15 protein-coding genes and 2 tRNA genes are annotated in these 13681 nt (G+C 68.0%); 2 read left to right on the top strand and 15 right to left on the bottom strand.

Going from position 1 to position 13681, the window contains the following annotated elements:
• Window positions 1-8 precede the first annotated feature (8 nt).
• From deoC to LC438_RS07965, 7 genes are all read right to left on the bottom strand, one after another.
• A complete protein-coding gene (gene deoC, locus LC438_RS07995) occupies window positions 9-1010 on the bottom strand; it encodes a deoxyribose-phosphate aldolase (protein WP_105674438.1) in 1002 nt (333 codons plus the stop codon).
• Window positions 1007-1942: a sugar-binding transcriptional regulator gene (locus LC438_RS07990; RefSeq protein WP_105674435.1), complete on the bottom strand. Its 936-nt coding sequence runs from the start codon at window positions 1940-1942 to the stop codon at window positions 1007-1009. Before LC438_RS07990 ends, deoC begins: the two co-directional genes overlap by 4 nt.
• A gap of 141 nt (window positions 1943-2083) precedes the next feature.
• Window positions 2084-2725, bottom strand: coding sequence for an ATP-dependent Clp protease proteolytic subunit (locus tag LC438_RS07985; protein ID WP_105674433.1), 642 nt, complete (start codon window positions 2723-2725; stop codon window positions 2084-2086).
• A gap of 20 nt (window positions 2726-2745) precedes the next feature.
• Window positions 2746-3342 (bottom strand): ATP-dependent Clp protease proteolytic subunit, encoded by a 597-nt coding sequence (locus LC438_RS07980; protein ID WP_105674431.1) that lies wholly within the window; start codon window positions 3340-3342, stop codon window positions 2746-2748.
• 82 nt (window positions 3343-3424) lie between these two features.
• Entirely contained in the window at window positions 3425-3919 is a 495-nt protein-coding gene (locus tag LC438_RS07975; RefSeq protein WP_223586276.1) for a tetratricopeptide repeat protein, read from the bottom strand.
• Window positions 3920-3987: 68 nt separating this feature from the next.
• Entirely contained in the window at window positions 3988-5451 is a 1464-nt protein-coding gene (gene tig, locus LC438_RS07970) for a trigger factor (protein WP_223586275.1), read from the bottom strand.
• 63 nt (window positions 5452-5514) lie between these two features.
• Window positions 5515-5588 (bottom strand) — tRNA-Pro (locus tag LC438_RS07965).
• Window positions 5589-5694: 106 nt separating this feature from the next.
• On the opposite strand from LC438_RS07965, the gene LC438_RS07960 reads away from it, so the two are divergent.
• Window positions 5695-5765: transfer RNA gene (locus tag LC438_RS07960), tRNA-Gly, on the top strand.
• A 55-nt stretch (window positions 5766-5820) separates the two neighbouring features.
• Window positions 5821-7017 carry a hypothetical protein gene (locus tag LC438_RS07955; protein ID WP_223586274.1) on the top strand — a complete coding sequence of 399 codons (1197 nt, stop codon included), beginning with the start codon at window positions 5821-5823 and terminating at the stop codon, window positions 7015-7017.
• 91 nt (window positions 7018-7108) lie between these two features.
• Here the strand turns inward: LC438_RS07955 and LC438_RS07950 are convergent, their stop codons facing one another.
• The 8 genes from LC438_RS07950 to rapZ all read right to left on the bottom strand — a co-directional run bounded on the left by LC438_RS07950 (window position 7109) and on the right by rapZ (window position 13660).
• Window positions 7109-7462 carry an RNA polymerase-binding protein RbpA gene (locus tag LC438_RS07950; RefSeq protein ID WP_105674423.1) on the bottom strand — a complete coding sequence of 118 codons (354 nt, stop codon included), beginning with the start codon at window positions 7460-7462 and terminating at the stop codon, window positions 7109-7111.
• Window positions 7462-7710 carry a preprotein translocase subunit SecG gene (gene secG / locus LC438_RS07945; protein WP_067352826.1) on the bottom strand — a complete coding sequence of 83 codons (249 nt, stop codon included), beginning with the start codon at window positions 7708-7710 and terminating at the stop codon, window positions 7462-7464. The genes LC438_RS07950 and secG overlap by 1 nt, the downstream gene beginning before the upstream one ends.
• Before the next feature lie 82 nt (window positions 7711-7792).
• Window positions 7793-8584 carry a triose-phosphate isomerase gene (gene tpiA / locus LC438_RS07940; RefSeq protein ID WP_105674421.1) on the bottom strand — a complete coding sequence of 264 codons (792 nt, stop codon included), beginning with the start codon at window positions 8582-8584 and terminating at the stop codon, window positions 7793-7795.
• Between the two features lie 4 nt (window positions 8585-8588).
• On the bottom strand, window positions 8589-9803 hold the full coding sequence (gene pgk, locus LC438_RS07935) for a phosphoglycerate kinase (RefSeq protein WP_105674419.1): 1215 nt from the start codon (window positions 9801-9803) through the stop codon (window positions 8589-8591).
• Window positions 9804-9814: 11 nt separating this feature from the next.
• Window positions 9815-10825: a type I glyceraldehyde-3-phosphate dehydrogenase gene (gene gap, locus LC438_RS07930; RefSeq protein ID WP_105674417.1), complete on the bottom strand. Its 1011-nt coding sequence runs from the start codon at window positions 10823-10825 to the stop codon at window positions 9815-9817.
• 104 nt (window positions 10826-10929) lie between these two features.
• Window positions 10930-11556, bottom strand: a complete 627-nt coding sequence (locus LC438_RS07925) for a superoxide dismutase (RefSeq protein ID WP_105674415.1) — start codon at window positions 11554-11556, stop codon at window positions 10930-10932.
• Between the two features lie 185 nt (window positions 11557-11741).
• A complete protein-coding gene (whiA, locus tag LC438_RS07920) occupies window positions 11742-12719 on the bottom strand; it encodes a DNA-binding protein WhiA (protein WP_105674413.1) in 978 nt (325 codons plus the stop codon).
• A gap of 68 nt (window positions 12720-12787) precedes the next feature.
• Window positions 12788-13660 carry an RNase adapter RapZ gene (gene rapZ, locus LC438_RS07915; protein WP_105674546.1) on the bottom strand — a complete coding sequence of 291 codons (873 nt, stop codon included), beginning with the start codon at window positions 13658-13660 and terminating at the stop codon, window positions 12788-12790.
• Between the last annotated feature and the right edge of the window lie 21 nt (window positions 13661-13681).

The raw sequence follows: 13681 nt of genomic DNA, 5'->3' as shown, positions 1-13681 counted from the left end.
GGTTCCACTCAGTCGATCGTGACGTAGTCGGGGCCGGAGTAGTGGCCGGAGGCGAGCTTCTGGCGCTGCAGCAGCACGTCGTTGAGGAGGCTCGATGCGCCGAAACGGAACAGGTGCGGCTGCAGCCATTCCTCTCCGACGGTCTCGGCGACGGTCACCAGGTACTTCACCGCGTCCTTCGACGAGCGGATGCCGCCGGCCGGCTTGACGCCGATCTTCTCGCCGGTGCCGCGGTGCCAGTCGCGCACGGTCTCCAGCATGAGCAGCGTGGTCGGCAGTGTCGCAGCGGGCTGCACCTTGCCGGTGGAGGTCTTGATGAAGTCGCCGCCCGCGAGGATGCCGAGCCAGGAGGCGCGCTTGATGTTGTCGTAGGTGTTGAGCTCGCCGGTCTCCAGGATCACCTTGAGCGAGGCATAGCTGCCGTCCTCGCGACGGCAGGCCTCCTTCACCTGGGCGATCTGGTCGAACACCAGACCGTAGCGACCCGACAGGAACGCCCCGCGGTCGATCACCATGTCGATCTCATCGGCGCCCGCGGCGACGGCCTCCGCCGTGTCTGCGAGCTTGATGGCGAGGGATGACCGCCCGCTGGGGAACGCCGTGGCCACCGCCGCGACCGAGATGCGGCCGTCGTCGGGGTCGCCGTGCAGGTCGCCGAGAGCGGTGACCGCGTCGCCGACCATGTCGCCGTACACGCACACCGCGGCGACGCGCGGCGTGGTCGGGTCTGCCGCATCCGGATTCTTCGCCTTCGCGACGAGGGAGCGCACCTTGCCTGGCGTGTCTGCGCCCTCCAGGGTGGTGAGGTCGATCAGCGTGATGATCGTGTCGAGCGCCCAGGCCTTCGACGTCGTCTTGATCGATCGCGTGCCGAGTCCGGCCGCTCGCTGTTCCAGGCCCACCGCATCCACACCGGGGAGTCCGTGCAGGAAGCGCCGGAGCGTCGCGTCGTCGGGCTCACCGCCCAGCACGTCCACCGCCGATCGGCGGCTGAGTTCTTTGGTCGTCACTGTTCCTCCAACAATGCTCTGGCTGTGTTCTCATCTGTCACGATCACGCTGCACAGGCCGCTGGTGACGACCGTGCGCGCGATGTCATGCTTCGCCGCACCCGTGGCGACGAAGACCGCCCTCGTGGCGGCGCGGAGCCTGTCGAGCTCGACACCCACCGTGCGGGCGTCGAGCTGGGGGTCGACGATGTTGCCGTCGGCGTCGATGTAGCGGCCGAGGACGTCGCCGACCGCTCCGCGGCGCGCCAGCTCCTCGACATCGGATGCCGTCAGGTAGCCGTTCTCGACGTGCGCGGATGTCGCGTCGCAGGGACCGGCGGTGAAGAGGAAGGCCTGCGCCTCCGCAGCCTCCTCGAGCACTGCGGCGACCGTGCGATCGGCTTCGATCGCCTGCTTGGTCTCGACGCGTTCCAGGATCGCCGGGCTCGGCAGCAGAGACACGTGTCCCGATGCCCGCTGGGCGATCGTCACCGCGAGACCGGCCGCACCACCGGAACGGCGGTTGAGGCTCACTCCCCCGTTCAACTGCACGACCGTCACTCCCGTGGCCCAGCCGTCGGGCAGCGCCTCGGCGACCGCGCGGAGCGTCCGGCCCCAGCTGACCCCGAGCGTGCGGGGCACGGGACGCATCGCAGTGAGATAGTCCGCTGCGGCCTGGGCGACGCGTTCGAGCGTGCCCTCATCGCCTTCGGGCGCCGGCACGACGATGGCGGCGGCGAGGCCGTGCTTCTCCACCAGCTGGCGCTCGAGGCCCAGCCGACGCGCGCGCGGATGCACGATCTCGATGCGGACGATGCCGCGCTCGCGAGCCTGCGTGAGCAGGCGGCCGACCTTCCAGCGGGAGATCTTGAGAAGGGCGCCGATCTCGTCCTGAGTCTTGTCCTCGTCGTAGTACAGCTCGGCGACGCGAACCATGACCAGCTCTTCTTCCACGGCATCCTCCTTCCTTCACCAGGATAGAGGGTCATCTGCGTTCGTGCACCCGTTTGCTCATATGAGCACCCGGTGCGCGAGTGGATGCGCAAAAGGACGCCGATCTGATGACCGGCGTCCTTCTGCGGAGTGGAGCGGAACTCAGACGCGCTTGCGCGTCGTGAGCACCTGGTCGACGATGCCGTACTCCTTCGCCTGCTCGGCGGAGAGGATATTGTCACGGTCGATGTCGCGGTTGACCTGCTCCGCGGTGCGGTTGGTGTGGTGAGCCATGGTCTCCTCGAGCCAGGTCCGCATGCGGAGGATCTCCGCCGCCTGGATCTCGATGTCGGACGCCTGACCGTGGCCCGCCTCGCCCATCGCCGGCTGGTGGATCAGCACACGAGCGTTCGGCAGAGCCAGACGCTTGCCGGGGGCGCCGGCCGCGAGCAGCACGGACGCGGCGGACGCCGCCTGTCCGAGCACGACGGTCTGGATCTGCGGCGCGACGTACTGCATCGTGTCGTAGATCGCCGTCATCGCGGTGAAGGATCCGCCGGGCGAGTTGATGTACATCGTGATGTCGCGCTCGGAGTCCTGGCTCTCCAGGACGAGGAGCTGCGCCATCACGTCGTCGGCGGACGCGTCGTCGACCTGCACGCCGAGGAAGATCACGCGGTCTTCGAACAGCTTGTTGTACGGGTCCTGACGCTTGAAGCCGTAGGCCGTGCGCTCCTCGAACTGCGGGAGCACGTAGCGGCTGGACGGGAGATTGCCAGCGGACTGGAAGGTGGGGGTGTACATGTGATTCCTTCTCTTTCCGCTTACTTGGAGTCCTGCTCGGTGCCGCCGCCGCCGATGACGTCGGAAGCCGATTCGCGGATGTGGTCGACGAAGCCGTACTCGAGCGCCTCCTGAGCCGTGAACCAGCGGTCACGGTCGCCGTCGGCGTTGATCTGCTCGACCGACTTGCCGGTCTGCGCCGCGGTGATCTCCGCGAGGCGGTTCTTCATCGAGGTGATGAGCTGCGCCTGCGTCTGGATGTCGCTCGACGTTCCGCCGAAGCCACCGTGCGGCTGGTGCAGCAGCACACGGGCGTTCGGGGTGATGTACCGCTTGCCCTTGGTGCCGGCGGTCAGCAGCAGCTGCCCCATGGACGCCGCCATGCCGATGCCGACGGTGACGATGTCGTTCGGGACGAACTGCATCGTGTCGTAGATCGCCATACCCGCGGTGATCGAGCCACCGGGCGAGTTGACGTAGAGGAAGATGTCCTTCTCGGAGTCCTCTGCGGCGAGAAGAAGGATCTTCGCGCAGATCTCGTTGGCGTTCTCGTCGCGCACCTCCGACCCCAGCCAGATGATGCGGTCCTTCAGCAGACGGTCGAAGACGCTCGTCGCGAGGAGGGGTTCTGCAGCCATGTCAGCTCCTGATTCCGTGTTTCAGTGATTTCGAATCTACCGGCGACAACGCGGCGTTCAGGCCGTGTTCGCCGTCGGCATATCAGGTGTCGGCGTCGGCGATCTCGTGGGCGTACGCGGTCATGGAGCGGTGGTAGCGCGGCAGGTGCGGAACGAGGGCGAGCAGCGCCACCGAGAGGCCCCGTGCGGGCTGCCCCGCGCTCGCGAGGATGAGCGCGTGCACGGTCGCCACGGCATCCCGATACGGTCCGTCGGGCGAGCGCTCCTCCTCCGCCGTGATCACGGCGAGAGCATCGTCGTACTCTCCCAGGTTGCGCAGAGAGCTCGCCAGCTGGATCACGCACTGCGGGCGGTGCTCCTCATCGAGGCCGAGCTCGAGCGCGCGACGGTAGAGCACCACGGCTTCGGCAGGACGCCCCGCCGAATCGCGCGCCCCCGCGCGCTCGAACTCCGCTCGCGCATCGTTCTCCCCGCGCTCCGCGGCGAGTGCGTCGATGCGTGCGATGGTCTCGTCGCCGACCTCCTCGCCCGAGGCGTCATCCCACACGTCGTCGATCCGCTGGTCCCAGCTCTTCATGCCCTGCCCTTCCGGTGATGAAAAAGGGGCGGATGCCGCAGCATCCGCCCCTTCTCGTGATCGTTCGATCACTCAGCCTTGTCGGCGGCCTTCTTGGCCGGAGCCTTCTTGGCGGCCGGCTTCTTGGCGGCGGGCTTGTCCTCCGCGGCGGCGTCGGCCTTGTCGGCCGGAGCCTTCTTGGCCGGAGCCTTCTTGGCGGGAGCCTTCTTGGCGGGCTTCTCCTCGGCGGGAGTCTCCTCGTCCGAAGTCTCGTCGTCGACGACGACGAAGTCGCTCAGGTCCACGGCCTTGCCGTTGGTGTCGACGACCTTGACCTTGCCCAGGGCGATCGCGAGGGCCTTGTTGCGGGCGACCTCGCCGACGAGCGCGGGCAGCTGGTTCGACGACTGCAGCGCCTCGACGAACTCCTGCGGCGCCATGCCGTACTGCGCAGCGGACTGCACGAGGTACTGCGAGAGCTCCTCCTGCGAGACCTGCACGTCAGCCTGCTCGGCGATGGTGTCGAGCAGCACCTGCGTGCGGAACTGCTTCTCGCTCGCCTCGGTGACCTCGGCACGGTGCACGTCGTCCTCGAGGCGGCCTTCGCCCTCGAGGTGGTTGTGCACCTCGTCCTCGATGAGCTGCGGCGGCACGGGGATCTCGATCTTCTCGAGCAGCGTCTCGACGAGCTTGTCGCGAGCGGCGGAGCCCTGCGTGAAGACGCCCTGCTGCGAGACGCGCTCGGCCAGGCTCGCGCGGAGCTCGGCGATCGTGTCGAACTCGCTGGCGATCTGCGCGAAGTCGTCGTCCGCCTCGGGGAGCTCGCGCTCCTTGACGGCCTTGACGGTCACGGAGACCTCGGCCTCGGAGCCGGCGTGGTCGCCGCCGACGAGGGCGGAGCGGAAGGTCGTGTCCTCACCGGCGGTGAGCGACTCGATCGCGTCGTCGATGCCCTCGAGCAGCTCGCCGGAGCCGACCTCGTAGGAGACGCCCTCCGCGCGGTCGATCTCGGCGCCGTCGATCGTGGCGACCAGGTCGAGCTCGACGAAGTCGCCCTTCGCTGCGGGGCGGTCGACGGGGACGAGCGTGCTGAAGCGGGCGCGCAGGTTCTCGAGCTCCTCGTCGAGAGCGGCGTCGTCGGCCTCGACGGCGTCGACCGTCAGGGTGATGCCGTCGTAGGAGGGCAGCTCGATCTCGGGGCGGACGTCCACCTCGATGTCCACGAGCAGGTCGCCCGAGAAATCCTTCTCGTTCGGCCACTGCGTGATCTCGGCCGACGGGCGGCCGACGACGCGGACCTTGTGCTCGACCGTGGCGTCACGGAAGAACTTGTCGAGGCCCTCGTTGACCGCGTGCTCGATGACCGCACCGCGGCCGATGCGCTGATCGATGATGGGAGCAGGGACCTTGCCCTTGCGGAAGCCGGGGATCTGCACGTCCTGAGCGATGTGCTCGTAGGCGTGGGCGATGCTGGGCTTGAGGTCTTCCGGGGTGACCGTGATGCTGAGCTTGACCCGGGTCGGGGTCAGCTTCTCGACGGTGCTGTTCGCCATGCTGGTTTGTTCTCCTTGTAGTTTCCGCGCTGAATCGCGGCGCTGAGGCTTGAGAAAGCCGTGTCGGGGCGACAGGAGTTGAACCTGCGACCTCCCGCTCCCAAAGCGGGCGCTCTACCAAACTGAGCTACGCCCCGGGGAATCCGCGCGCAGATTCAGCCCCATCGAGTCTAACGGACAAGAGCACCCCTGACTGTCCGCTATGATCGATGAGTCGGTGCGGAGCCAGCAATGGACCGCGTCGGGGGTGTAGCTCAATGGTAGAGTCTCAGTCTTCCAAACTGATTGCGCGGGTTCGATTCCCGTCACCCCCTCGATCTGATCAGGTCCTCGCCCACGGCGAGGACCTTTTCTACAGGGAGGGATGCCGTGACCGACCCGGACTCCCCTCTGCGCGGCGCACACGAGCTTCCGCTCCTCTTCTCCAGTGCGCCCGTCGCCCCGACCCGTCCGAGGAGAAGGCGCACGGGACTGGTGCTCGGGGTCGTCGGAGCTCTCATCGTCGCCGGCGGACTCGCCGCGGCTCAGCTGGGTGCGAATCTGAGCTACGACGACGCCGCCGAGCGGTACGACGCCGCCGTGCAGACGACACGCGAGACCATCGCCGAGGTGCGAGCGGACACCGGCGACCTGCAGTCGGCCACCGGATTCGCCTACCAGCTGATGCAGAGCGATGACGGGACTCTGGTGGATTCCGCGTCGAAAGACGCGCTCGCCGCCGCCGTGTCCGGAGCGGAGGCCGCCGCATCCGACGCGGAGGACGTCCTGGACTCGCGCATCCCCGAGCCCGGCGAGAAGCCCGCCTGGTTCTGGGAGCTCTTCGCCGCGTCCGATCGGCTCGCAGACGACCGCGACGGTCTCGACGATCTGGCGGATGACCTCGCCGATGAGACTCCCGCGATCGACGAGGCGCAGACCGCGCTGTCGGATGCCGGTCTGACACTGCTCACGACGGCGGCATCGACCGCCGCCGGATTCGAGGCCGCGCATCCCTCGGCGAAGAACGATGCGGTGATCGCTCTCCGCGACGCGGCGGCGAAGGCGTCCGCGGCGACCGGCATCGATGCCAGCGCCGCGACGTCGCTCGCCTCCCTGCAGAGCGCCGCCGCCCTGGTCGTCTCGTCCGAGCAGGCCGAACTGGCCGAGAAGGCGGGACCACTGCTGTCGAAACGGCTGGAGATCGAGGCGTTCGCGCGCTCGCTGGCGCCCGGCGTTCTCCTGGAGTTCGACTGGAACCCCATCGTCAGCGGAGCCGGAGGCAGCGGGAGCATGGGCGGACTCACCACCTGGTGGTGGGACACGCCAGGACGCGCGGTGATCGAGCTCTCGAACTCGGTGGCGGAACGGTGGCCCTCCTACAGCAGCAAGTCGCTCGTCGCGCACGAGGTCGGCCACGCGATCAGCGTCAAGTGCGAGGACATGTACGACTCGTCCACCCAGGACAGCATCGAGAAGTGGGCGACGGCCTGGGCGATCAGCATGGGGTACACGGACGACGCGAACGGGGTCTGGGCCTACGGCTATCCCCCGCAGTCGTACATCGACGCCGCCACCGGCTGCCGGTGACTGCACCGACCTGACCGTGGACCGAGCCCGACGACGCGAGAGGCCGCCACGACGGATCGTCGTGGCGGCCTCTCGCGAAGGAACCGGGGTCTTACTGACCCCGGCGCTCGCGCAGCTGGGTGAGCGCGTCCTCGAGGAGCTGAACGGCTTCCTCGTCGGTGCGTCGCTCCTTCACGTACGCCAGGTGTGTCTTGTAGGGCTCGGTCTTGGCGAGAGCAGGAGGGTTCTCCTTGTCTCGACCGGCCGGCAGACCCGACTGCGGATGATCGATGATCTCCGGGATCTCCTCTTCGGGGAGACCTGCGGCGAAGTAGCGGACGGTCTCGTTGCCGAGTCCGTCCCAGTAGGAGACCGCGATGCGGTCTGCGTGATAGCCGTGGTCCTGCTCGCCCATCGGGCCGGAGCCGACCCGGGTGCCTCGGATCGCGTTGCCGCCGGTAGCCATCAGATCACCTCGAACTTGGTGATGAGGCCGAGCGCGACGATCGCCACGAACCAGGCCAGCGCCAGGACGACCGTGAAGCGGTTGAGGTTCCGCTCGGCCAGACCGGACGAGCCGACCGCCGAGGACATGCCTCCGCCGAACATGTCGGACAGGCCGCCGCCGCGACCCTTGTGGAGCAGGATGAGGAGGGTCAGCAGGACGCTGGTGATGCCCAGCACGACCTGCAGGACGAACTCGAGAATTTCCACGAGGAAGAGCCTTTCGCTGGGGCACGACTGCCCCCGTAACGGTCAAGTATACGGTGCGGCGGGGCCGGAGCCCCGCCACAACTCACACTCCGACGTGCTTCTCGAACCGGATGATCGCGGCGAACTCGTCGACGACGAGGCTCGCCCCGCCGACCAGAGCGCCGTCCACATCGGGCTCTCGCATGAAGCTGGCGATGTTCGCCGACTTGACCGAACCGCCGTAGAGGATGCGCGTGCGCGCGGCGGCCTCGTCGCCGAGGACCTTCGCGATCACACCGCGCAGAGCGGCGCAGACGTCCTGCGCCTGCTGCGGCGTCGCCGCCTGGCCGGAGCCGATGGCCCAGACCGGCTCGTAGGCCACGACGATGTCGGCATCCTTCGAGACGCCCTGGAGCGCTGCCTCCAGCTGCCCGGCCGGAACCGCGCTCGCACCGAACTTCTCGAGGTCCTCCGCGGTCTCGCCGACGCAGATGACCGGAACGAGTCCGTTCTTCAGCGAGGCCTTCACCTTCGCGGCCACGACATCGTCCGACTCCGCGTGGTACTCACGACGCTCGGAGTGCCCGATGATGACGTACTTCGCGTCGAGCTTGGCCAGGAACGCGCCCGAGACCTCGCCCGTGTATGCGCCGGAGTCGTGCGCCGAGACGTCCTGCGCGCCGAGGGCGAACGGGATCTTGTCGGCGTCGATCAGCGTCTGCACGCTGCGGATGTCGGTGAACGGAGGGAAGACCGCGACCTCGACGGACCCGTCCTCGTGCTTCGCGTCCTTCAGCGTCCAGTGCAGCTTCTGGACGAAGGCGACCGCCTGCAGGTGGTCGAGGTTCATCTTCCAGTTTCCCGCGATCAGCGGGGTGCGCTTGTTCGTCGCCACGATGTCACTCCCATCCCAGGACGGTGAGTCCGGGTAGTTTCTTGCCCTCGAGGAATTCGAGGCTGGCGCCGCCGCCGGTCGAGATGTGACCGAACTGGTCGTCGGCGAAGCCGAGCTGGCGCACGGCCGCAGCGGAGTCGCCGCCGCCGACGACGCTGAGTCCGTCGACCTCGGTGAGAGCCTGGGCGACGGTCTTGGTGCCACCGGCGAAGGCGGGGAACTCGAACACGCCCATCGGGCCGTTCCAGAACACCGTCTTCGAGCCGCGTACGACCTCGGCGAACCGCGCGGCGGTCTCCGGGCCGATGTCGAGGCCGATTCCCGAGGCGCCGAATGCGGTGTCCTCGATCGCGTCGGCTGCGGCGATCTCATGCGCGGCATCCGCGGCGAAGGCCGACGCCACCACGACGTCGGTGGGGAGCACGAGTTCGACTCCGCGCTCCGCCGCCTCGGCGATGTATCCGCGAACGGTGTCGAGCTGGTCCTCCTCCAGGAGGCTCGAGGCGACGTCGTGACCCTGAGCCTTGAGGAAGGTGAACAGCATGCCGCCTCCGACGAGGATGCGGTCGACGCGCGGGAGCAGGTGCGAGATGACGCCGAGCTTGTCGCTGACCTTCGAGCCGCCAAGGACGACCGCGTACGGACGCTCCGGGTTCTCGGTGAGGCGGTCGAGCACATCGAGCTCGGCAGCGATCAGCAGACCGGCGGCCGACGGCAGGATCTCGGCGAGATCGTAGACGCTGGCCTGCTTGCGGTGCACGACGCCGAAGCCGTCGGAGACGAGGACGTCGCCCAGTTCGGCGAGCTGCGCCGCGAACGCGCCGCGGATCTCGTCGTCCTTGGAGGTCTCCCCCGCGTTGAACCGCAGGTTCTCGATGACGACGACGCCGCCGTCTTCGAGCGAGGCGACGGCATCCTTCGCGGATTCGCCGACCGTGTCGCGCGCGAACGCGACCGGAGCGCCGAGCAGCTCGGACAGTCGCTGCGCGACCGGCTCCAGGCTGTACTGCGGGTCGGGTGCACCGTCGGGACGACCGAGGTGCGAGCAGACGACGACGCGGGCGCCGGCGTTGATGAGGGCGTTGAGGGTCGGCAGCGAGGCGCGTACACGGCCATCGTCCGTTATGACCCCGTCCCGCAGGGGGACGTTCAGGTCACAACGGACGATGACGCGCTTGCCCTCGAGCGAACCCAGTGAGTCCAGGGTGCGCAGAGTCATGTGTCTGAGATTCAGAGACGCTCGGCGACGTACTCGGTCAGGTCGACGAGACGGTTGGAGTAGCCCCACTCGTTGTCGTACCAGCTCGAGACCTTGACGAGGTTGCCGCTGACGTTGGTCAGCGTCGCGTCGAAGATCGAGGAGTGCGGGTTGTGCACGATGTCGCTGGAGACGATCTGGTCCTCGTTGTACTGCAGGTAGCCGGCGAGGCGACCCTCGGCAGCGGCCTTCTTGTAGGCCTCGTTGACCTCGTCGACCGTGAGGTCCTCGCGGTCGGTGATCAGCGTGAGGTCGACGATCGAGCCGGTGGGAACCGGAACGCGGTACGACGAGCCGCTCAGCTTGCCCTGGAGCTCCGGGAGCACCTCGCCGATCGCCTTGGCGGCACCGGTGGAGGCCGGGGTGATGTTGATCGCTGCGGCGCGTGCGCGGCGCAGGTCGCCGTGCGGGCCGTCCTGCAGGTTCTGGTCGGCCGTGTAGGCGTGCGCGGTCATCATGAAGCCGCGGTCGATGCCGAACGCGTCGTTGAACACCTGAGCCAGCGGCGCGAGGCAGTTGGTGGTGCAGGAGGCGTTGGAGATGATGTGATCCGTCTCCGGGTTGTAGGTGTCCTCGTTCACGCCCATGACGAACGTGCCGTCGACACCCGTGCCGGGAGCCGAGATCAGGACCTTCTTGGCGCCGGCCTCGATGTGCTTCTTGGCCAGCTCCGCCTTGGTGAAGAAGCCGGTCGACTCGATGACGATGTCGACGCCCAGCTCGCCCCACGGGAGGTTGGCGGGGTCGCGCTCAGCGAACGCCTTGATCTCCTTGCCGTTGACGGTGATGCTGTCGTCGTCGTAGCTGATGTCGGCGTCGAGGACGCCTCCGACCGAGTCGTACTTCAGCAGGTGCGCCAGCGTCTTGTTGTCGGTGAGGTCGTTGACCGCGACGATCTCGAGGTCAGCCCCCTGCGCGAGAGCCGCGCGGAAGTAGTTGCGTCCGATGCGGCCGAAGCCGTTGATACCGATCTTGACAGACACTCAGGTCTCCTGATTTCTTATGCGCTCGCGCGCGGTTTCAACTAGAGAGAGCATGGACAACGGCGTCCCGACGGGCGAAGAGTCCATCGGGACGCCCGTCTTGTTTACGACAGTACCAGCAGGCCAGCGGTCTTCTCACGGGCGATGTCGAAGCGCTGTGCGACGTTCTCCCAGTTCGCGATGTTCCAGGCGGCCTTGACGTAGTCGGCCTTCACGTTCAGGTAGTCGAGGTAGAAGGCGTGCTCCCACATGTCGAGCTGGAAGATCGGGACCGTACCCTGAGCCGTGTTCGACTGCTGGTCGAACAGCTGCTGGATGATCAGTCGCTGTCCGATCGAGTCCCAGCTCAGCACCGACCAGCCGGAGCCCTGGATGCCGAGGGCGTTCGCGGTGAAGTGCGCCTGGAACTTCTCGAAGGAGCCGAAGAACTCGTCGATGGCGGCGCGGAGCTCGCCCTCGGGCTCGCCTCCGCCGTTCGGCGACAGGTTGGTCCAGAAGATGGAGTGGTTGACGTGACCGCCGAGGTTGAACGCGAGGTCCTTCTCGAGCTTGTTCACGTTCGCGAGGTTTCCGGTCTCACGGGCCTCAGCGAGACCGTCGAGCGCGGCGTTGGCACCGGCGACGTAGGCCGCGTGGTGCTTGTCGTGGTGCAGCTCCATGATCTTGCCGCTGATGTGCGGCTCGAGGGCTGCGAAGTCGTACGGAAGGTCGGGGAGCGTGTAGGTCGCCATTTCGCTTTCATCCAATCCGCGCCGCGCCGCGGCGCTTGCCGATCCTCCGCGCCACCGAAGTGCGGTGCGGAGCGGACGCTTTTCATCCTACTGACGACAACGCGGCGAAGGACCCGTTCCTTCCGCCGTATGACGAAAGAGAGCCGACCCCGTCGGGGGTCGGCTCTCTTTCGTCGGTCGTGTGATCAGACGTCGAGTCCTGCCGGCACGGCGGCCTCGGTTCCGGGGATGCCCTCCTGCTGCGCGCGCTTGTCGGCCATCGCGAGGAGTCGGCGGATGCGCCCTGCGACGGCATCCTTCGTCATGGGAGGCTCGGCGTGGTGGCCGAGTTCGTCGAGGCTCGCATCGCGGTGCGCCAGGCGCAGCTCGCCGGCGACCTTGAGGTGGTCGGGCACGTCATCGGCGAGGATCTCCAGCGCGCGCTCCACGCGCGCGCACGCGGCGACGGCGGCCTGCGCGGAGCGGCGGAGGTTCGCGTCGTCGAAGTTCACGAGGCGGTTCACGCCGGCCCGCACCTCGCGGCGCTGACGCATCTCCTCCCAGGCGACGGCGGTGCGCTGAGCGCCCATCTCGCTGAGGATCGTGCGGATCGCCTCGCCCTCGCGGACGACGACGCGCGGCATCCCGCGGACCTCGCGGGCCTTCGCGGCGACGCCGAGACGGTGTGCGGCGCCGACGAGGGCCATGGCTGCCTCGGACGTGGGGCAGGACACCTCGAGCATCGCGGAACGGCCGGGCTCGCTGAGCGTGCCCGCAGCGAGGAACGCTCCGCGCCACAGCCCGGAGACCTCTGCGCGGGAGCCGGTGGTCAGACGGTTCGGCAGGCCGCGCACGGGGCGACGGCGCTGGTCGAGGAGACCGGTCTGGCGTGCGAGGGTCTCCCCCGAGGCGATCACGCGCACGGCCCAGCGGGCGCCGTCGTTCGCGGTGCTCGACTGCACCTGGGCGATCTCCGGGCGCACGCCATAGATCTCCGCGAGGTCCCTGGCGACGCGCTGTGCGAGCACCTCCGCATCCACCTCGGCTTCGACGGCCACCCGGCCGGCGATCGAGTGCAGCCCGCCGGCGAACCGGAGGATGGCGGTGACCTCCGCGACACGCACCGTGGGGGGTGCATTGCGGATGCTGACCAGCTCAGCCTTGACGTCGGTGGTTAGTGCCACGGGACTCCTTCACGTTCACGCGCCGGGTCGCGACGCAAACCTCCAGCCTACCCGGCTTTGCGGCTCGGCTACTCCCGGCCCAGGTCTCTGTGACGCACGTTGACGGCGACTCCGGGGACCGCCGCGAGGCGTCGAGCGAGCTCCTCCACCATCGCGACCGAGCGGTGCTTTCCGCCGGTGCATCCGATGGCCACGGTGGAGTGGCTCTTGTTCTCACGCTGGTAGCCCTCGAGGACCGGCGTGAGGGCGGCGGTGTAGGCGTCGAGGAACTCCGTCGCCCCTTCCCGCGAGAGCACGTAGTCGCGCACCGCCTCATCCTGACCGGTCTGTCCGCGGAGCTCCTCGTTCCAGAACGGATTGGGCAGGAAGCGCATGTCGGCGACGAGGTCGACGTCGGTGGGCAGGCCGTACTTGAAGCCGAAGCTCATCAGCGTCACGCGGTGGCGGGCGGCGCCCTCTTCGGAGAACAGGTCGGACACCTGGGTCGCGAGCTGATGGATGTTCAGCGAGGACGTGTCGATCACGAGATCAGCCGCCTCGCGGATCGCCGCGAGACGCGAGCGCTCGATGCGGATGCCGTCGAGCAGCGTGCCGTCGCCCTGCAGCGGATGCGGACGGCGGACCGACTCGAATCGACGCACGAGCACGTCGTCGGAGGCGTCGAGGAACAGCACACGCACGGATCCTCGCGAGCGCAGCGCACGCGCGACCCCGGGGAAGTCGTCGAAGAGGTTGCGACCGCGGACATCGACCACGGCGGCGATCTTCGGAAGCGCATCACCGCCCATGTCGGTGAGGTCGAGGAGGGGCCGCAGGATCTGCGGTGGGAGGTTGTCGACGACGTACCAGCCGAGGTCCTCGAGTGCGTTCGCGACAGTCGTGCGCCCCGCGCCCGACATCCCCGTGACGATGAGGAACTCGCCCTTGTCCCCGTCTGCCATCATTGCTCCTTCTCCCCCGCC

The sequence above is a fragment of the Microbacterium sp. OVT16B genome, from assembly GCF_019969705.1.
Lineage (GTDB): Bacteria > Actinomycetota > Actinomycetes > Actinomycetales > Microbacteriaceae > Microbacterium > Microbacterium natoriense.
The sequence above is the reverse complement of the archived record's forward strand: the minus strand, read 5'-3'. Positions and strand labels throughout refer to the sequence as shown.